13 protein-coding genes and 4 riboswitches are annotated in these 18,656 nt (G+C 63.0%); of the genes, 5 read left to right on the forward strand and 8 right to left on the reverse strand.

The features are described from left to right. Positions 1–27: 27 nt before the first annotated feature. From AC1RNN_RS02900 to AC1RNN_RS02930, 7 genes are all read right to left on the reverse strand, one after another. On the reverse strand, positions 28–1,644 hold the full coding sequence (locus tag AC1RNN_RS02900) for a bifunctional diguanylate cyclase/phosphodiesterase (protein WP_493086132.1): 1,617 nt from the start codon (positions 1,642–1,644) through the stop codon (positions 28–30). Between the two features lie 18 nt (positions 1,645–1,662). Then, a complete protein-coding gene (locus tag AC1RNN_RS02905; protein ID WP_493086130.1) occupies positions 1,663–3,051 on the reverse strand; it encodes an L-serine ammonia-lyase in 1,389 nt (462 codons plus the stop codon). A 36-nt stretch (positions 3,052–3,087) separates the two neighbouring features. Beyond that, the gene (locus AC1RNN_RS02910; protein WP_493086129.1) at positions 3,088–4,311 is read right to left on the reverse strand and encodes a D-amino acid dehydrogenase; all 1,224 of its coding nucleotides are present in this window, start codon (positions 4,309–4,311) and stop codon (positions 3,088–3,090) included. A gap of 65 nt (positions 4,312–4,376) precedes the next feature. Then, a riboswitch (glycine riboswitch) is annotated at positions 4,377–4,488 on the reverse strand. 11 nt (positions 4,489–4,499) lie between these two features. After that, positions 4,500–4,596: riboswitch (glycine riboswitch) on the reverse strand. Between the two features lie 58 nt (positions 4,597–4,654). Beyond that, positions 4,655–7,546: an aminomethyl-transferring glycine dehydrogenase gene (gcvP, locus tag AC1RNN_RS02915; RefSeq protein ID WP_493086127.1), complete on the reverse strand. Its 2,892-nt coding sequence runs from the start codon at positions 7,544–7,546 to the stop codon at positions 4,655–4,657. A 72-nt stretch (positions 7,547–7,618) separates the two neighbouring features. Further along, positions 7,619–7,987: a glycine cleavage system protein GcvH gene (gene gcvH, locus AC1RNN_RS02920; RefSeq protein ID WP_493086125.1), complete on the reverse strand. Its 369-nt coding sequence runs from the start codon at positions 7,985–7,987 to the stop codon at positions 7,619–7,621. Between the two features lie 97 nt (positions 7,988–8,084). Then, positions 8,085–9,245: a glycine cleavage system aminomethyltransferase GcvT gene (gcvT, locus tag AC1RNN_RS02925; RefSeq protein WP_493086123.1), complete on the reverse strand. Its 1,161-nt coding sequence runs from the start codon at positions 9,243–9,245 to the stop codon at positions 8,085–8,087. A 61-nt stretch (positions 9,246–9,306) separates the two neighbouring features. Continuing rightward, positions 9,307–9,441: riboswitch (glycine riboswitch) on the reverse strand. 16 nt (positions 9,442–9,457) lie between these two features. Then, a riboswitch (glycine riboswitch) is annotated at positions 9,458–9,560 on the reverse strand. A gap of 41 nt (positions 9,561–9,601) precedes the next feature. Then, positions 9,602–10,120 carry a BON domain-containing protein gene (locus AC1RNN_RS02930; RefSeq protein ID WP_493086121.1) on the reverse strand — a complete coding sequence of 173 codons (519 nt, stop codon included), beginning with the start codon at positions 10,118–10,120 and terminating at the stop codon, positions 9,602–9,604. A 98-nt stretch (positions 10,121–10,218) separates the two neighbouring features. Between AC1RNN_RS02930 and AC1RNN_RS02935 the strand changes: the two genes are divergently transcribed. The 4 genes from AC1RNN_RS02935 to AC1RNN_RS02950 all read left to right on the forward strand — a co-directional run bounded on the left by AC1RNN_RS02935 (position 10,219) and on the right by AC1RNN_RS02950 (position 15,965). Then, positions 10,219–10,938 carry a lysophospholipid acyltransferase family protein gene (locus AC1RNN_RS02935; protein WP_493086119.1) on the forward strand — a complete coding sequence of 240 codons (720 nt, stop codon included), beginning with the start codon at positions 10,219–10,221 and terminating at the stop codon, positions 10,936–10,938. Positions 10,939–11,104: 166 nt separating this feature from the next. Next, the gene (locus tag AC1RNN_RS02940; protein ID WP_493086118.1) at positions 11,105–13,027 is read left to right on the forward strand and encodes a PrkA family serine protein kinase; all 1,923 of its coding nucleotides are present in this window, start codon (positions 11,105–11,107) and stop codon (positions 13,025–13,027) included. A gap of 35 nt (positions 13,028–13,062) precedes the next feature. Then, positions 13,063–14,334, forward strand: coding sequence for a YeaH/YhbH family protein (locus AC1RNN_RS02945; RefSeq protein ID WP_493086116.1), 1,272 nt, complete (start codon positions 13,063–13,065; stop codon positions 14,332–14,334). Continuing rightward, on the forward strand, positions 14,331–15,965 hold the full coding sequence (locus tag AC1RNN_RS02950) for a SpoVR family protein (protein ID WP_493086115.1): 1,635 nt from the start codon (positions 14,331–14,333) through the stop codon (positions 15,963–15,965). Before AC1RNN_RS02945 ends, AC1RNN_RS02950 begins: the two co-directional genes overlap by 4 nt. A 50-nt stretch (positions 15,966–16,015) precedes the next feature. On the opposite strand, the gene AC1RNN_RS02955 is transcribed toward AC1RNN_RS02950, so the two are convergent. Continuing rightward, on the reverse strand, positions 16,016–17,707 hold the full coding sequence (locus AC1RNN_RS02955; RefSeq protein WP_493086113.1) for an electron transfer flavoprotein-ubiquinone oxidoreductase: 1,692 nt from the start codon (positions 17,705–17,707) through the stop codon (positions 16,016–16,018). Positions 17,708–17,843: 136 nt separating this feature from the next. Here AC1RNN_RS02955 and AC1RNN_RS02960 point away from each other — a divergent pair, with 136 nt between their 5' ends. Continuing rightward, a complete protein-coding gene (locus AC1RNN_RS02960) occupies positions 17,844–18,626 on the forward strand; it encodes an SDR family oxidoreductase (protein WP_493086111.1) in 783 nt (260 codons plus the stop codon). Positions 18,627–18,656: the final 30 nt, after the last annotated feature.

Here is an 18,656-nt window from a genome sequence, read left to right on the forward strand (position 1 = left end):
TTGTGTGCAGGAATGGTTGTAACAAAGCTACAGCGATGCAGCCACCAGGTAGCGCTGCCCACCGGCCTGTTTGGCCTGGTACATGGCATGGTCGGCGGCCAGTTGCAGGGGGTGGGGCGACGCCGTGCCATCACCGAGCGCAATGCCAATGGAGGCACCCAGTATGTGGGTCTGCCCCTCCAGGGTCATGGGCAGTGCAATGGTGGCCAGGCATTTCGTAGCGACCGAGATGGCCGCTTGTCGCGCGATTTCCGGGTCCGCATCCAGGTCTGCCAGCAGTACCGCAAATTCATCGCCACCGATGCGTGCCAGGGTATCGGACTCCCGCACCGTCGCGTTCAGGCGCCGTGCCACTTCCACCAATGCCTGGTCGCCTGCGGCGTGCCCCTGTTGGTCATTGATGGGCTTGAAACGGTCCAGGTCAATACACAAAAATGCCACGCGGCCGCCATTGCGGTGCGCACGGGCCAAGGCCTGGACAAGCCTGTCGGCCAGGAGCGCGCGGTTGGGCAAGTCGGTCAGCACATCGTGGTGGGCCATGTGCACCATGTGAGACTGGCTGCTCTGCAACTTGGCCAGCAGGCGGTTGAAGGCCTCTGTCAAATGCCCCACCTCGTCATGTCGCGCCACCGCAAGCGGGGCCAGCGGCACCTCACCGCGGGTCATGCGGTCGGCTTCCTGGGCTGCCCGCAGCAGGGGCCGCAGGGCGTAGTACAGCAAAGTGCTGGCAACCGCAATGAAGAGTAGAAGCGCCAGACCACCGTGCAATGCCATGAATTGCTTGGTACGCGCAAGGACGGACAGGGCCTCCGTGGTGGGCAGGCGGGCCACCACAAACCAGCCGGTGCTGGGCACGGAGGCTATGGCCGATATTTCTTCCACCCCAAACGCGTTGACGGTCGTGCCCGTGCCCCGGTAGCCCTGCATGGCCCGGTCATGCAAAAGGTTGGCGCCGGTCTGTGGCGTGGGCTTGAGCACCATGCCGGGCACGGTGGACGCGATGAACTGCTTGTCGCGCGGGGAGATCAACAAAAAGCCTCCCTGTTTGCCAATACGGTCCTGATCCGTGAACGAGAGAAACCCCGGAGCCGCCAGCGCAGTCACACCCATCAGCACGGCGCGTACCTTGCCCGAGGCGTCCTTGACCGGGGCCGACATCGGGAGGACGGCATCTTGGTCGCCGGCGTTGCGTATGGGGTGTCCCACGGTCCAAGCGCCGAATCGCACGGCCTCGAACAGATCCGTCTTTCCACTGCCTTGCAGCATCGTGTTGTCGGGGGCAGTTGAACTGGCCAGTACCTTGCCGCCAGGCGTGTAGGCGACAAAACCATGCGAGAACAGCGGCTGATACTGCTGACGCATTGCCAGCCAGGCTTGCAGGGCCGCAGGGCGCTGCAGCAAGTCCAGTGGCAGCGTACTGGCCATCTGGATCAACATGTTCCGTCGTTCAAGCACCTTCTGGTCCACTTCGCGGGCCACATAGTTGGCCAGGGTGAGCTGCTGCGTGGACATCACTGCGGTGATGTCTTCCCGCAGGTAGCTGGTCAGGGCCAGGTAACGCGCCAGATTGCCAACGACCAGAAGACAAATGCCAAAGAAAATAATGCGAGTCGCAATGCTGTTGGCGAAGCGGGGGAAGGTCATGCGGCCATGATAATTGGCTCAGCACTCCACAATGTTGACCGCCAGCCCGCCGCGCGCCGTTTCCTTGTACTTGGTCTTCATGTCGGCGCCGGTTTCGCGCATGGTCTTGATGACCTTGTCCAGGCTGACGAAGTGGCTGCCGTCGCCGCGCAGGGCCATGCGGGCGGCGTTGATGGCCTTGACGGAGGCGATGGCGTTGCGTTCGATGCAGGGGATCTGCACCAAGCCGCCCACCGGGTCGCAGGTCAGGCCCAGGTGGTGCTCCATGCCGATCTCGGCCGCGTTTTCCACCTGTTGCGGCGTGCCGCCCATCACAGCGCATAGCGCGGCAGCGGCCATGCTGCAGGCCACGCCCACCTCGCCCTGGCAGCCGACCTCGGCGCCGCTGATACTGGCGTTCTCCTTGTAGAGGATGCCGATGGCAGCGGCGGTGAGCAGGAAGTCGATGACGCCCGCGTCGTTGGCTCCCGGAACAAAGCGCGTGTAGTAGTGCAGCACGGCGGGGATGATGCCGGCCGCGCCATTGGTGGGCGCGGTGACCACGCGGCCGCCAGCGGCGTTTTCCTCGTTCACCGCCAGGGCGTAGAGGTTGACCCAGTCCAGCACCTGCAGCGGGTCGCGCAGGGCTTCCTCGGGCTTGGCGACGAGCGCATCGCGCAGCGCCTTGGCGCGGCGCTTGACCTTGAAACCACCGGGCAGCACGCCCTCGGTGGCGCAGCCGCGCTGTACGCAGGCCTGCATCACCTGCCAGATGCGTAGCAGGCCTGCGTCGATCTCGGCGTCGCTGCGCCAGTGCTGTTCGTTGCGGCGCATCACTTGCGCAATGCTGAGGCCATGCTGCCCGGTGAGCTGCAGCAGTTGCTCGCCGCTGGTGAAGGGCAGGGGCAGCACGGTGGCATCGGGCGCAATCACTTTCTGCCGCGTGCCATCGGCCGCCACCTCGTCACTGACGATGAAACCGCCGCCCACCGAGTAGTAGATGCGCTCGGACAGTTGATTGCCCGCCGCGTCCAGCGCCACAAAGCGCATGCCATTGGCGTGGAAGGGCAGGGGCGCGCGCATGAAGAGCAGGTCGTCCTTCTCTTGGAAGTCAATCGCATGCTCGCCGCCCAGCGTAATGCGCTTGCCGGCGCGGATCTGTGCCAGCGTGGGCGCAATCTGTTCCACCTCTACCGTGTCGGGTTCGTGTCCGCACAGACCTAGCAGCACCGCCACATCGCTGGCGTGGCCCTTGCCGGTGGCGCCCAGCGAGCCATGCAGCCAGCATCGCACCGTGGTGGTCTGCGCCAGCAGCCCGCTGTGCTGCAGACGCCCCACAAACTGCCGCGCCGCCCGCATGGGCCCCACGGTGTGGGAGCTGCTGGGGCCGATGCCGATCTTGAACAGGTCAAATACAGAGACTGCCATGGGGGCTCCTATTGCGGTGAGTGTGAAACGATTGCGTCAGGCTGCCAAGTGCTGTTGCACATGGCCCGCCAGCTGGTGTGCGGTGATGGCGGAGAGCGTCCAGCCCAGGTGGCCGTGGCCGGTGTTGTAGAACACGTTGGCGCGGCGGCCGCGGCCCACGCGTGGCAGCATGTTGGGCATCATGGGGCGCAGGCCGGCCCAGGGCTCAGCGCGGCGCGTGCTCACGCCAGGGAAGCACTGGTTCACCCAGTTCACCAGCGGGCGGATGCGGTCGGCGCGGATGTCGTGGTTGATGCCGTTGAACTCGGCCGTGCCCGCCACGCGGAAACGGTCTTGCCCCAAGCGGCTGGTGACCAGCTTGGTTTCGTCGTCCAACAGGCTCACCTGTGGCGCGGCTTGCTGGCTGGCCTCGTCCGTCATGTGCACGGTGATCGAGTAGCCCTTGACCGGGTAGACGTTCAGGCTGTCCCCCAGTTGCGCGGCAATGCCACGTCCATACACCCCGGCGCAGACCACCAGGCCGTCGAACACGCGGGTCTCCACGCCATCGGCGTGACGCAGCGTGAGCTGGGCGCTGTGGCCATCGGCATAGGCGCTTTGCACTTCATGGCCGTAAAGGAACTTCACGCCATGCCGCACGCAGGCCTGGGCCAGCCCCTGGGTGTACTTGTGAATGTCGCCAGTGGAATCGCTCTCGGTGTAGTAGCCGCCAAAGTACTGGCCTTGCAGCGTGGGCTCGATGGTGCGCATTTCCTCGGGTGTAACGGCACGGCGCGTGAGGCCGCCTGCGGCCAGCAGCGTGGAGACCTTGCCCGCGTGTTCGAAGCTCGCCTTGTTGCGGTAAATGTGCAGGATGCCTTTGCGCTTGTGGTCGAAGTCAATGCCTTCCTTCTCCGCCCAGCCAAACAGGTGCTCACGCGCTGCAATGGCCAGGCGTGTAGTGGCCTCGGTGTTGTCGCGGTACTTGGGTATGGCGGCCACAAACTCGGCCATCCAGCGCAGCTTGTGCCAGCTGGGCTTGGGGTTCATGAGCAGGGGCGCGTCGTTCTTGAACATCCACTTCAGCCCTTTGACCAGGGTGCTGGGGTGGGTCCAGACCTCGGCGTTGGAGGCCGACAGCTGGCCGCCGTTGGCATAGGACGTTTCCATGCCCGCATAGCGGTTCTTCTCGATCAGGGTGACCTGGTAGCCGGCCTGGGCCAGGGTGTAGGCGCTGGTGACGCCGGTGATGCCGCCGCCGATGATGGCTATGTGTTTCATAAAGCACTCTCTTCAAGAACAGTCGCAAACAAAGAAGTCGCCGACCCACACACCGTGTGCAGGTGACGACCCCCTCTGTTTGAGACCTGAGAGATTCGCCGCAGGCCTTTTGGGCCCGTGGCTTGCTCCTGCGGTGTGCCGCGGGACTGTCCGCAGCAGCTCTTCAGAGTGCTCAGGGATTCGAGATCCCTACCGCAGCGGTCCTGGGTGCCTGAGAGTTTCCGGGGTGGTTGCTCCTTCGGCGCTGGTGCTTTTGACGGCACCAGGCTCTCCCGCTACGGTGCCAGGTCTGGCCTGGCCAGGGTGGCTGCACGCAATGCAGTGCCGCCCTGATATTTCCAACTTAGCTTTCCGCGTATTCCGTCAACGGCACGCAGCTGCAGAACAGGTTGCGGTCACCATAGACGTTGTCCACACGGCCCACGCTGGGCCAGTACTTGCCGGCCTTGAGGCTGGCCACCGGGAAGGCGCCCACTTCGCGGCTGTAGGGGCGGTTCCATTCGGCGCCCATCAAGCTGGCGGCGGTATGGGGAGCATGCTTCAAGGGGTTGTTGTCTTGTGGCCAGCTTCCGGCTTCGACTTGTGCAATTTCGCCACGGATGGCGATCATGGCGCTGATAAAGCGGTCCAGCTCGGCCAGGGTCTCGCTCTCGGTGGGCTCCACCATCAGCGTGTTGGGCACCGGGAAGCTCAGTGTCGGCGCGTGGAAGCCATAGTCCATCAAACGCTTGGCCACGTCTTCGGCCATCACGCCGCAGGTGTCCTTGAAGCCGCGCAGGTCCAAGATGCATTCGTGCGCCACATGGCCGTTGGCCGATGCGTACAGCGTGGGGTAGTGGTCCGCCAGGCGTGCGCTGATGTAGTTGGCGGCCAGGATGGCGGCTTCGGTGGCGTGCTGCAGGCCGTCCGGGCCCATCATGCGGCAGTACATCCAGCTGATGGGCAGCACGGCCGCATTGCCCAGGGGCGCCGCGGATACCGCGCCGGTGCCAGGCACACCGCCGGTGGCGTGACCGGGCAGGAAGGGCACCAGATCTTCAACCACGCACACGGGGCCGACACCGGGGCCGCCACCGCCATGGGGAATGCAGAAGGTCTTGTGCAGGTTCAGGTGGCTCACGTCGCCGCCAAACTCGCCGGGCGCAGCCACACCCACCAGGGCGTTCATGTTGGCGCCGTCCACATAGACGCGGCCGCCATGCTGGTGCACCAGGGCGCACAGGTCTTTCACCTGCGTTTCGAACACGCCGTGCGTGCTGGGGTAGGTGATCATCACGCAGGCCAGGTTGGCGCTGTGCTGCTCGCATTTGGCGCGCAGGTCGTCCAGGTCCACATTGCCCATGTCGTCGCACTTGGTCACCACCACGGTCATGCCCACCATCTGCGCGCTGGCCGGGTTGGTGCCATGCGCGCTGCTGGGGATCAGGCAGATGTTGCGGTGCGCGTTGCCCTTGCTGGCGTGGAAAGCCTGGATGGCCAGCAGGCCGGCATATTCACCTTGCGAACCCGCATTGGGCTGCAGGCTGATGCCGGCGTAGCCCGTGGCGGCGCACAGCCAGGCGCGCAGTTGTGCGTCCAGCTCGGTGTAGCCCAGGCGCTGGTCGGCGGGGGCAAAGGGATGGATGTTCGCAAACTCGGGCCAGGTGATGGGGATCATCTCGCTGGTCGCGTTGAGCTTCATGGTGCAGGAACCCAGCGGGATCATGCTGCGGTCCAGCGCCAGGTCCTTGTCGCTCAGTGCGCGGATGTAGCGCAGCATGCCGGTCTCACTGTGGTGGGTGTTGAACACCGGGTGGGTCAGGAACTTGGATTTGCGGCGCAGCGCTGCGGGGATCAGCGAGTCCACGCTGCCTTCCAACGCTTCCACGCTGGGCAGGGCCTGGCCGTCTTTGGCAAACAGGCTCCAGACCAGAGCCAGATCGTCACGCGTGGTGGTTTCGTCCAGGCTGATGCAGAGGTAGTCTTCAAAGTAAATCCGCAGGTTAGCCCCCGCAGAAACTGCGCGAGCAGCTATGGTTTTGGTAGCGCCGTCAGTCTTCAGTGTGACCGTGTCAAAGGTGGCCTGGGCGCGCACCGGGGCTCCCAGTTGCTCCAGACCCTTGGCCAGAATGGCGGTGAACTTGGCCACACGCTGGGCGATGCGTGTCAGGCCTTCGGGGCCGTGGTACACGGCGTACATGCTGGCGATGACGGCCGGCAACACCTGCGCGGTACAGATGTTGGAGGTGGCTTTTTCGCGGCGGATGTGCTGCTCGCGCGTCTGTAGCGCCAGACGGTAGGCGGGATTGCCGTGGGTGTCGATGCTGACACCGACGATGCGGCCGGGCAGGGAGCGCTTGTATTCGTCGCGGCAAGCCATGTAGGCGGCGTGCGGGCCACCGTTGCACAGCGGCATGCCAAAGCGTTGGGTGGTGCCGACCACAATGTCGGCGTCAAATTCGCCGGGCGGTGTCAGCAGTGTGAGCGCCAGCAGGTCGGCCGCCACGATGAAGGCGGCTTGCTTGCCGTGCACCAGTGCCACATCGGCGCGCAGGTCGTCGATGCGGCCGCTGGTGGCGGGGTACTGGGCCAGCACGGCGAAGTAGTCGCCAGCCAGCGCAGCTTCCCACTCGGCGGCCGAGTTGGCCAGTTGCACGGTGATGCCCAGCGGCTTGGCGCGGGTCTGGATCACTTCAATGGTTTGCGGGTGGCAGTCGCCAGCCACCACAAAGATGTTGCTCTTGCTTTTGACCGAGCGCTTGGCCAGCGTCATGGCTTCGGCGGCGGCGGTGGCTTCGTCCAACATGGAGGCGTTGGCCATGGGCATGCCGGTCAGGTCGCAGACCATGGTCTGGAAGTTGACCAGCGCTTCCATGCGGCCCTGCGAAATCTCGGCCTGGTAGGGCGTGTAGGCCGTGTACCAGGCGGGGTTTTCCAGGATGTTGCGCAGGATCACGCCGGGTGTGTGCGTGCCGTAGTAGCCCTGGCCGATAAAGCTCTTGAGCACCTTGTTCTTGCCTGCCAGCACCTTGATCTCGGCCAGCGCTTGCGCCTCGGTGATGGCCGCGGGAATGGCCATTTGGCTGGAGCGCGCAATCGCACGCGGCACGATGCTGTCGATCAGCGTACGGCGAGAGGTCTCGCCGATGGCCTTGAGCATCAGCGCTTCGTCGGTCGCGTCGATGCCGATGTGGCGTGCGTGGAATTCGCTGGCGTTTTCCAGCTGGGCGAGAGTGGGGGCAGAGGTCGTGGGCATGGTGTTCAGCTTCGGTAGGGCAGGCGGGGCAATCGAAACCGGGGCCGCTGAGGTTGCGGCCCCGTACAAGTCTTAACTTGCAGAGAATGCGTTGTAGCTGGTCTCGTCCATCAGAGCGTCCAGCTCGGAGGCGTTGGACAGCTTGACCTTGAAGAACCAGCCGGCGCCCAGCGGGTCGGTGTTGGCCAGAGCAGGGTCGGCGCGCAGGGCTTCGTTGACTTCGGTGATCTCGCCAGTCACGGGCATGTAGACGTCGGCGGCGGCCTTGACGGACTCCACCACGCCGGCCACGGCCTTGGCGTCGATGGCGGCGCCCACTTCGGGCAGGTCCACAAACACCACGTCGCCCAGCGCGTCCTGCGCGTGGTGGGTGATGCCGACGGTGGCGATGTCGCCGTCAATCTTGAGCCATTCGTGGTCGGGGGTGTATTTGATGGTCATGGGGAACTCCTGAAAACGTGAAATGCGGTGAATAAAAACCAAAAACTGACACTGCCAACAGCGACTGTAGCCGCTGCCGGCGACGGATTAGCCGTGTTTAGCCACGGTAGTAGCGCGTGGGCACAAAGGGCATGGCGCTGACTTCCATGGGAACGGGCTTGCCGCGCACGATGGCCACCACCTTGCTGCCTATAGCCGCCCAGGCAGCGTCCACATAGCCCATGGCGACGGGTTTGTCGATGGTGGGGCCCAGCAGGCCGCTGGTGACTTCGCCAATTTTGTTGCCTGCACCGTCTTGCAGCTCGGTGTGGTCCCGCACGGGAATGCGCTCCAAGGCGATCAGTCCTACGCGCTTTCTCGTTCCTTTTTGGGTTGTAGCCCCCGTGGAATCTGCGAGAGCAGCTAGTATTTTTGTAGCACCCGGGAAGCCACCCTCGCGTGCACCACCGGCGCGTCGCACCTTCTGCATAGCCCACAGCAGGCTGGCCTCCACTGGATTGGTGGTGGTGTCGATGTCATTGCCATAGAGGCACAGCCCGGCTTCCAGACGCAGGGAATTGCGTGCGCCCAAGCCGATGGGCTTGACTTCGGGTTGGGCCAGCAGGGCGCGGGCCAGCGCCTCGGCGTGATCGTTGTGGACGGAGATCTCGAACCCGTCTTCGCCGGTGTAGCCGCTGCGGGTCAAAAACACGTCAATCTTCTGGGTACCGGTGTCGACCGTGAAGTTGCCGCCGGTCATGAACACCAGCTTTTCCACACCCGGCGCCAGGCGGGAGAGGGCGGTGACGGCTTGCGGGCCTTGCAGCGCCAGCAGCGCGTAGTCGGGCAGGGGGACGACCTGGCAACGGTTGCCGATTTTGGCCTGGATGTGGGCAATGTCGCCCACCTTGCAGGCGCCGTTGACGATGACGAAGAGCTCGTTGTTGCCCTTGTTGAAAAACATCAAGTCGTCAATGATGGTGCCTTCGTCGGTCAGTAGCAGGCCGTAGCGTTGCTTGCCAACGGGCAGATCGATCACGTCCACTGGCATCAGGGTTTCGAAGGCTGCCGCAGCGTCCGGGCCGACCAGGCGCAGCTGGCCCATGTGCGAGACGTCGAACAGACCGGCGGCATTGCGCGTGTGGTGATGCTCGGCCATCAGGCCGACGGGGTATTGCACGGGCATGGAGTAGCCGGCAAAGGGCACCATGCGGGCGCCGAGTTCGATGTGCAGGGCGTTGAGCGGGGTGGTCAGCAAAGAGGTGTCGGTGGCGGACATGCAATTCCTTGGGGGCAACTGGGTTTCCGGGGCTGATGCAAATTCCGCACCCGTGCCCTGGGCTGCCCCTACTGTCCGCTTTACCTGAGAGATTCGCCGGGCCTGCGTGCAAGGTGTTGCGAAACACGGTGCACCGACTGCGGTTTGCTCCTTCGGTGGACTGCAAAGCCTGCAGCCTCTCTCCAGTGGGGTGTCGCTGGTGGCCAAGCCGCCAGCGGATGTCAGTCCTTTTGCCTGAGCGTTCTGACCGCTGCAATCAGCCGTCCTGCGCCTTCGGCGGCTTCCGCGCGGGAAGCTCTCTCCTGACTAGGCGGAATTCTAAACCACGCCGTGTCCAGAAGGCTTGAAACCGGTGCCTAGGGAGCGTCGCGCAGCTTGTAGGGCACCCGTTTTGCGTGGCGCGTATAGAGCAGTGCGATGGCTTGCTGCACCTGTGGCACGGTGCGCGCAATCGCTTCCAGCTCCTGCGCCAGCGCGGGGTCGGCGGCACAGCCCTCCAAGTAGACCACCCGGCCTTGCACCGTGACCCACAGCGTGGATCTGTCAGTGATGCTCGGCCGTTGCAAGGCGGTCTTCAGGGCCTCAGCGATGGCCGGATCGTTGGCGTAGGCATTGGGTTGGTCGCACTGGCCCGACAGCCAGCAGGTGGTACCGCGCTCTGCGCGGTGATGGCTTTGTGCGCGCTTTTCTGCCTCGGTGATGAAGGGGCCGGCGGGCAAGGGGCAATGCGGGACGGCGCTGGACACCTGGAAGAACGGGTCCTCGAACCAATTCTGGCGGTCTTGCGCGCTGCAGATCTGCCAATTGGCGGCCAAGAGCAGCAAGGCCCAGAGATGCCTGGGGCGGGCGGGATGGAAAAGGGGCTGGGACAACATGGCCGGTGCTTGCGGATTACCGGTTGACCCACCGCAAGAGCGCCATGCCTTGTGCTCCTCTACACTGCCCTGCTTCATTGCTGGATTTTGTCTGCGACATGCTTCTTGTGCTCCGACTCGCCGTGCTGGGTGGGTATTTTCTGGTGGCTTCGGCCATCAACTTCGTCATCTGTCTGGCCCGCCCCTTCAACCCAGACAACTCGCGGCTGTGCGGCTGGCTGTATTCCGCGCCGGCGCTGCGCATTCTGGGGCTTGAGGTCAGGCTGGACACGGCGGATATGTTGGCGCAACCGAACCCTTTCGTCATCGTGGCCAACCACCAGTCCAACTGGGACCTGTTTGTGCTGGGCTGCGCCGTTCCGCGACGCACTGTTTCGCTGGGCAAGAAGAGCCTCAAATGGATTCCCATCTTCGGGCAGATCTACTGGCAGGCCGGCAACATTCTCATTGACCGGGGCAATGCTTTCAAGGCCAAGCAGGCGATGCTGAGAACTACGGACGTGATGCTGAACGAAGACACCTCCATCTGGGTGTTCCCGGAAGGCACGCGCAACCTGGGGCGGGGGCTGCTGCCCTTCAAAAAAGGGGCTTTCCAGATGGCCATCAATGCGGGTGTGCCCATCGTCCCTTTGTGCTGTAGCAACTACAAGGCCGGCATGCGTCTGAACCGCTGGCGCAGTGGCCGAATCGTCATCAAGACCCTGCCACCCATCCCCACTGCAGGGCTCACGCTGGCTGATATGCCTGCCCTTATGGAGCGTTGCCGCGCCGGCATGCTGGCCTGTTTGGAAACACTGGACACCGCTACACAGAACTGAGTGCTGCAATAGCGGCACGATCCCCTGTCTTTTTGCGGCCTGTGCGCAACGTGTCAGCCCGGAACTAACTGGACTGCGTTGTATCCCAAGGCATATACTGAATTTGAGTGAGTGCAGGTTAGTTGGTTTGTAGGTTCCTGTGTCGTTATCACTAGCAGGGGGTCTTATGGACGCGATTGGTAACTATGTAGCCCGCTACGCGTGCAGCCGCGAAGAGGAGCTCAGCCTGGACGAGTATCTGGCGGAGTGCAAACGCAATCCGCTGGCCTACGCCACTGCGGCAGAGCGCATGCTGCACGCCATCGGCGAGCCCGAGCTGGTGGACACACGCAAGGAGCCGCGCCTCTCGCGCATCTTTGCCAACAAACTCATCAAGGTCTATCCGGCTTTCTCGGAGTTCTACGGCATGGAGGACGCCATCGAGCAGGTGGTGAGCTACTTCCGCCACGCTGCGCAAGGTCTGGAAGAACGCAAACAGATTCTGTATCTGCTGGGCCCGGTGGGCGGCGGCAAGAGCTCTCTGGCTGAGCGGCTCAAATACCTCATGCAGCAGGTGCCTTTCTATGCGATCAAGGGATCGCCCGTGAACGAAAGCCCGCTGGGCCTGTTTGATGCGGGTGAAGACGGCCCCGTGCTGCGTGACAACTTCGGCATTCCCATCCGCTACCTGCAGCGCATTCTGTCGCCCTGGGCGGTCAAGCGTCTGGACGAGTTTGGCGGCGACATCCGCAAATTCCGCGTAGTCAAGCGCTACCCCAGCACGCTCAAGCAGATTGGTGTGGCCAAGACCGAGCCCGGGGACGAAAACAACCAGGACATTTCTTCGCTGGTCGGCAAGGTCGATATCCGCAAGCTGGAAAATTTTTCGCAGGACGACCCCGACGCCTACAGCTTCTCCGGCGGCCTGTGCTTGGCCAACCAGGGTTTGCTGGAGTTTGTGGAAATGTTCAAGGCGCCCATCAAGGTACTGCACCCGCTGCTGACGGCCACGCAAGAAGGTAATTTCAAGGGTACCGAGGGCTTTGGTGCGATCCCGTTCGACGGCGTGGTGCTGGCGCACAGCAACGAGAGCGAATGGAAAGCCTTTCGCAACAACAAGCACAACGAGGCTTTTCTGGACCGCATCTACATCGTCAAGGTGCCGTATTGCCTGCGCGTGAGCGAGGAAGTGAAGATCTATGAAAAGCTGATCCGCGAGTCGTCCTTGGGTGAGGCCAAGTGCGCACCCGGAACGCTCAAGATGATGAGCCAGTTCGCCGTGCTCACGCGCCTGAAGGAACCGGAGAACTCCAGCCTGTTCAGCAAGATGGAGGTCTACGACGGCGAAAGCCTCAAGGACACCGACCCACGCGCCAAGAGCTACCATGAGTACCGGGACTACGCGGGCATGGACGAGGGCATGACAGGCGTGTCCACGCGCTTTGCGTTCAAGATCCTCTCCAAGGTCTTCAACTTCGACAGCGCCGAGGTCGCCGCCAATCCGGTGCACCTTATGTATGTGCTGGAGCAGCAGATCGAGCGCGAGCAGTTTCCCGGCGAGCTGGAGCAGAAATACACAGGCTTCATCAAGGAGCTGCTGGCGCCACGGTATGCGGAGTTCATCGGGAAGGAGATTCAGACTGCCTATCTGGAGAGCTACAGCGAGTACGGTCAGAACATCTTTGACCGCTACGTGATCTACGCCGACTACTGGATCCAGGACAACGAGTACCGCGACTCCGACACCGGCGAGGTGTTTGACCGCGCCGCTCTCAACGCCGAGCTGGAGAAGATCGAAAAGCCCGCGGGCATTGCCAACCCCAAGGACTTTCGCAACGAGATTGTCAACTTCGTGCTTCGCGCACGCGCCAACAACCAGGGCAAGAACCCGGCCTGGACCAGCTACGAGAAGCTGCGCCAGGTGATAGAGAAGAAGATGTTCTCCAACACCGAGGAGCTGCTGCCCGTCATCAGCTTCAACGCCAAGGCCAGTGCCGAAGACGCCAAGAAGCACGAAGATTTTGTGACCCGCATGGTTGAGAAGGGCTACACGGCCAAACAGGTCCGCCTGCTGTGCGAGTGGTACCTGCGCGTGCGCAAGAGTTCCTAAGGAGTCTGTGACGAACGCCTGATCAGAAAGGTTGTATGGCCCTGCACATCGTTGACCGCCGGCTGGCGGGCAAGAACAAGTCCATTGGCAACCGGGAGCGCTTTTTGCGTCGCCACCAGGACCAGATCCGCGAGGCGGTGCGCAAGGCAGTCACCGGGCGCGGCATCCGCGACATGGAGCAGGCCGAGAACGTCAGTATTCCCAAGAAGGACATCAACGAGCCCTTCTTTCACCATGGCCAGGGAGGCGTGCACGACACGGTGCACCCGGGCAACACCGACTACCTGCGCGGCGACCGCATCCAGCGCCCGCAGGGCGGCGGCCAGGGCCGTGGCAAGGGCCAGGCGAGTGACAGCGGGGAGGGCGAAGACGACTTTGTCTTCACGCTGAGCAAGGAAGAGTTCATGCAGGTCTTCTTCGAAGGCCTGGCGCTGCCCCATCTGTTGCGCACCCAGCTTGGTGAAACGCCCGAGTGGAAGACCCACCGCGCCGGCTACACGCGTGACGGTACACCCAACAACCTTCACATCGTGCGCTCCATGCGTGGCGCACTGGGCCGGCGCCTAGCCCTGGGGGCAGGCGTGCGGCGCGAGCTGGCCGACAAGCGCGCCCAGCTGCAGGCGCTGGAGCGCGCACCCGATGGCCATGTGGTGGAGATACGCACGATGCGTGCGGAGATTTTGGCGCTGGAGTTGCGCTTGCGCAGCATTCCCTATCTGGACCCGCTGGATTTGCGTTTCCGGGGCCGCGTGAAGACGCCCGTGCCCACGGCCAAAGCGGTGATGTTTTGCCTCATGGATGTGTCGGGTTCCATGGACGAGGAACGCAAGGGCTTGTCCAAGCAGTTCTTCATCCTGCTTTACCTGTTTCTCACGCGGCATTACGAACGCATTGACATCGTCTTCATCCGCCACCACACCCAGGCGCAGGAAGTGGATGAAGACACCTTCTTCCACGCCACCGAGAGCGGTGGCACTGTGGTCAGCAGCGCGCTGGAGCTGATGCAGAAGATCCAGGAGCAACGCTACCCGCCCGGCGAGTGGAACATCTATGGCGCCCAGGCCAGCGACGGCGACAACTTCACCAATGACAGCGGACGCTGCCGCGAGCTGCTGGAAGACGGCTTGCTCTCCAAGTGCCGCTACTTTGCCTATGTGCAGGTGGCCGAGATTGAGCAAAACTTGTGGGAAGAATATGCTGAGGTGGCCGAGCGCCATGCCAACTTCGCCATGCGCAAGGTGATCACGCCGTCGGATATTTATCCCGTGTTCCGCGACCTGTTCAAGAAGGAAGGAGCCACGGCATGAGCGATTCCTTGCCCATCCTGGCGCCGCGCACCGTGGAGCACCGTCATCTGGACAACCCTGCGCGCATTCCACCCGGTGGTGAGCGGCGCGCACGCACCGTGCTGCAGCAGCCCGGGCCCGCACCCGCGCGCCCGGAGCGGCCCTTGCCCGACCCCAGCGACTGGACCTTCGAGCTGCTGGAGCGCTACCACGACGTGATCCGCGATACGGCGGCGCGCTTTGGCCTGGATACCTATGCCAACCAGCTCGAAATCATCACCGCCGAGCAGATGATGGATGCCTATGCCAGCGTGGGCATGCCCATCCACTACCGGCACTGGAGCTATGGCAAGGAATTCATTGCGACGGACAAGCGTTACCGGCGCGGCCACATGGGGCTGGCCTACGAGATCGTCATCAATTCCGACCCTTGCATCAGTTATCTGATGGAAGAGAACACCACGGCGATGCAGGCCCTGGTGATTGCGCATGCGGCTTATGGGCACAACAGCTTCTTCAAGGGCAACTACCTGTTCCGCATGTGGACCGATGCCTCCAGCATCATCGACTACCTGGTGTTTGCGCGCCGCTTCATTAGCGAATGCGAGGAGCGTCACGGGTTGGAGACGGTGGAGCTGTTCCTGGATTCCTGCCACGCGCTGGCCGGCTTTGGCGTGGACCACTATCGTCGGCCCAGCAAGAAAAGCCTGGCCCAGGAGCTCAGCGAGCGGCGCGCGCGCGAGGCCTACGCGCAGCAGCAGGTCAACGACCTCTGGCGCACGCTGCCCAAGGCCGCCGACAAGCCCGGCGATGCACCGGAGAATCAGCGCTTCCCGGCCGAGCCGCAGGAGAACCTGCTTTATTTCATTGAGAAAAACGCGCCGCTGCTGGAGCCCTGGCAGCGCGAGGTGATACGGCTGGTGCGCAAGATCGCGCAGTATTTCTATCCGCAGCGCCAGACCCAGGTGATGAACGAGGGCTGGGCCACCTTCTGGCACCACAAGCTGCTCAACACCATGTACGACGACGGTTTCCTGTCAGACGGCATCATGATGGAGTGGCTGAGCTCGCACACCAATGTGATCTACCAGCCACCCGTGGGCCACCGTGCCTACAGCGGTATCAACCCCTATGCGCTGGGCTTTGCGATGTACACCGACATTCAGCGCATCTGTGTGGCACCCACCGACGAAGACCGCCACTGGTTCCCCGACATTGCGGGCCGCCCCTGGTTGCCCACGCTGGACCATGCCATGCGCAACTTCAAGGACGAGAGCTTCATCGGCCAGTACCTCAGCCCCAAGCTCATGCGCGACCTGCGCCTGTTTGCCATCCACGATGACGAAAAAGCCAGCGAGCTGCAGGTCGCCGCCATCCACGACGACACGGGTTACCAGGCACTGCGCCAGACCCTGTCGCAGCAGTACGACCGCGGCACGCGTGAGCCCAATATCCAGGTCTGGAACGTGAACCTGCGCGGCGACCGCACGCTGACTCTGCGTCACACCCAGTTCCAGAACCGGCCGCTGAGCGATGGCACCCTGGAGGTGCTCAAGCACGCGGCGCGGCTGTGGGGCTTTGGCGTGGCGCTGGAGAGCGTGAATGCGGCGGGTAACGTCACGCAGCAATGGAGCGTGGCTGCGCCAGCGTGAGGGAACGGTGGGGCTCAAAAGAAAACGGGGCCGATGGCCCCGCTTTCTTTTTACATCCCCGCGTAGTTGGGGCCGCCGCCACCTTCCGGTGTGACCCAGACGATGTTCTGGGTCGGATCCTTGATGTCACAGGTCTTGCAGTGCACGCAGTTCTGCGCGTTGATCTGCAGGCGGTCGGTGTTGTCCTCATTCTTCACGAACTCGTAGACGCCGGCCGGGCAGTAGCGGGCTTCGGGGCCAGCGTACTTGGCGAGGTTGATGCTCACGGGCACCGAGGCGTCCTTGAGTGTCAAATGGGCAGGTTGTTGTTCCTCGTGGTTGGTGTTGCTGATGAACACGCTGGAGAGGCGGTCGAAGGTCAGCTTGCCATCGGGCTTGGGGTAGACGATGGGCTTGCATTCGACAGCTGGCTTGAGGTACTGGTGATCGGCTTTGTCCCGGCGCAGGGTCCAGGGAATGTGGCCGCGCAGGATCAGCTGTTCGAAGCCGTTCATGACGGTGGCCACGGTCAGGCCGTACTTGAACCAGTTCTTGAAGTTGCGGTCCTTGTTCAGCTCGGTGTGCAGCCAGCTCTTCTCGAAGGCTTCGGGGTAGGCGCCCAGCTCGTCGTGCTGGCGGCCGCCGACTACAGCTTCATAGGCTGCCTCTGCGGCCAGCATGCCGGTCTTGATGGCGGCATGGCTGCCTTTGATGCGGCCCACGTTCAGATAGCCCGCGTTGCAACCCACCAGGCAGCCACCCGGGAACACGGTCTTGGGCAGGGCGTTGATGCCGCTGGCATTGATGGCCCGTGCGCCGTAGGAGAGGCGCTTGGCGGTGATCTCGCCCTTCTCGTTTTCGAAGTAGTAGCGGATGTTGGGATGGGTCTTCCAGCGCTGGAATTCTTCGAACGGGCTCAGGTAGGGGTTGGAATAGCCCAGGCCGGTGACAAAGCCCAGCGCGACCTTGTTGCCCTCCAGGTGGTAGAGAAAGGCGCCGCCGTAGGTGTCGGACTCCATGGGCCAGCCGGCCGTGTGCATCACAAAGCCGGGCTTGTGGCGGCTGGGATCGATTTCCCAGAGTTCCTTGATGCCGATACCGAAGCTTTGCGGATCACGGCCCTCGTCGAGCTTGAACTTGGCGATGAGCTGCTTGCCCAGGTGGCCGCGCGCGCCTTCGGCAAAGACGGTGTACTTGCCCAGCAATTCCATGCCGAGTTGGAAGTTGTCGGTCGGCTCGCCGTCCTTGCCTACGCCCATATTGCCGGTGGCCACGCCTTTGACCGAGCCGTCGTCGTTGTAGAGCACTTCGGCGCCAGTAAAGCCGGGGAAGATTTCCACGCCCAAGGCTTCAGCCTGCTCGGCGAGCCATTTGGTCACGGCACCCAGGCTCACGATGTAGTTGCCGTGGTTTTGCGCAAACGGGGGCAGGAACAGATTGGGGGCGCGGAAGGATGCTTTCTCGCCCAAGAAGATGTAGGCGTCATCGGTGACGGGCTGGTTCAGCGGTGCGCCGCGTTCCTTCCAGTCGGGGAACAATTCGCTCAGGGCCTTGGGATCCATGATGGCGCCCGAGAGAATGTGCGCGCCGGGCTCGGAACCCTTCTCCAGCACCACCACGGACACATCGGTGCCCTTCTCGGCGGCGAGCTGTTTGAGGCGTATCGCCGTGGCCAGACCACCGGGGCCGCCGCCGACGATGACGACGTCGTACTCCATGGATTCACGGGGGCCGAACTGGGCCAGAATTTCCTGGTTTGTCATGGGTTGTCTCGCTTGATAATGGGTGGTGTGCGAAGCCTTCGGTGCTTGCAGGGGCGTACCGCCTCGGTGCCCGATTTTATTCGCGGAATTTACAAAAAAGAACGATCGTTCTTTTTATTTCGAGGAGGCACTCTAAATGGCATACAGCATTGATCTTTCAGGGCGTGTGGCGTTCATCACGGGCGCTTCCAGCGGATTGGGCGCGCAGTTTGCCAAAACGCTGGCGGCAGCGGGCGCTGCTGTGGTGCTGGCCAGCCGCCGGGTGGACAGACTCAAGGATCTGCGCGCGCAGATTGAAGGCGCGGGCGGAGACGCCCACGTGGTGGAGCTGGACGTTACCGACCAGGATTCCATCAAGGCTGCCGTGGCGCGGGCGGAAACAGAAGTCGGGTCCATCGACATCCTCGTCAACAACTCCGGTGTCAGCACCACCCAGCGCTTGCAGGATGTGTCGTCGGAAGATTACGACTTCATGTTCAACACCAATGTGAAGGGCGCGTTCTTTGTGGCGCAGGAGGTTGGCAAGCGCATGCTGGCCCGCGCCAAGGGCGCAGCGCCCGGCACCTACACGGGCGGGCGCATCGTCAACGTGGCATCCATGGCGGGATTGCGGGTGTTGCCGCAAATCGGCGTCTACTGCATGAGCAAGGCAGCGGTCATCCAGATGACCAAGGCCCAGGCACTGGAGTGGGGCAAGTTCGGCATTAATGTGAATGCCTTGTGCCCGGGCTATATCGACACCGAGATCAATCACCATCACTGGCAGACGGACGCGGGGCAGAAGCTGGTGCAGATGCTGCCGCGCAAGCGCATCGGCCAGCCCAGGGATCTGGATGCGATCCTCGTCACCCTGTGTTCCGACCAGAGCCATTTCATCAATGGCGCGGTGATTGCGGCGGATGACGGATTCGGCATTTGAACTGGCTTTGCGGTTGGCATAGAGGTAAAA

Source organism: Rhodoferax sp. GW822-FHT02D07 (assembly GCF_058802405.1).

What these genes read in the sequence shown, in the direction of transcription:
- AC1RNN_RS02900 (WP_493086132.1), bottom strand. Translation starts at nt 1,644, where the DNA reads ATGACCTTCCCCCGCTTCGCCAACAGCATTGCGACTCGCATTATTTTC.
- AC1RNN_RS02905 (WP_493086130.1), bottom strand. Translation starts at nt 3,051, where the DNA reads ATGGCAGTCTCTGTATTTGACCTGTTCAAGATCGGCATCGGCCCCAGC.
- AC1RNN_RS02910 (WP_493086129.1), bottom strand. Translation starts at nt 4,311, where the DNA reads ATGAAACACATAGCCATCATCGGCGGCGGCATCACCGGCGTCACCAGC.
- gcvP (WP_493086127.1), bottom strand. Translation starts at nt 7,546, where the DNA reads ATGCCCACGACCTCTGCCCCCACTCTCGCCCAGCTGGAAAACGCCAGC.
- gcvH (WP_493086125.1), bottom strand. Translation starts at nt 7,987, where the DNA reads ATGACCATCAAATACACCCCCGACCACGAATGGCTCAAGATTGACGGC.
- gcvT (WP_493086123.1), bottom strand. Translation starts at nt 9,245, where the DNA reads ATGTCCGCCACCGACACCTCTTTGCTGACCACCCCGCTCAACGCCCTG.
- AC1RNN_RS02930 (WP_493086121.1), bottom strand. Translation starts at nt 10,120, where the DNA reads ATGTTGTCCCAGCCCCTTTTCCATCCCGCCCGCCCCAGGCATCTCTGG.
- AC1RNN_RS02935 (WP_493086119.1), top strand. Translation starts at nt 10,219, where the DNA reads ATGCTTCTTGTGCTCCGACTCGCCGTGCTGGGTGGGTATTTTCTGGTG.
- AC1RNN_RS02940 (WP_493086118.1), top strand. Translation starts at nt 11,105, where the DNA reads ATGGACGCGATTGGTAACTATGTAGCCCGCTACGCGTGCAGCCGCGAA.
- AC1RNN_RS02945 (WP_493086116.1), top strand. Translation starts at nt 13,063, where the DNA reads ATGGCCCTGCACATCGTTGACCGCCGGCTGGCGGGCAAGAACAAGTCC.
- AC1RNN_RS02950 (WP_493086115.1), top strand. Translation starts at nt 14,331, where the DNA reads ATGAGCGATTCCTTGCCCATCCTGGCGCCGCGCACCGTGGAGCACCGT.
- AC1RNN_RS02955 (WP_493086113.1), bottom strand. Translation starts at nt 17,707, where the DNA reads ATGACAAACCAGGAAATTCTGGCCCAGTTCGGCCCCCGTGAATCCATG.
- AC1RNN_RS02960 (WP_493086111.1), top strand. Translation starts at nt 17,844, where the DNA reads ATGGCATACAGCATTGATCTTTCAGGGCGTGTGGCGTTCATCACGGGC.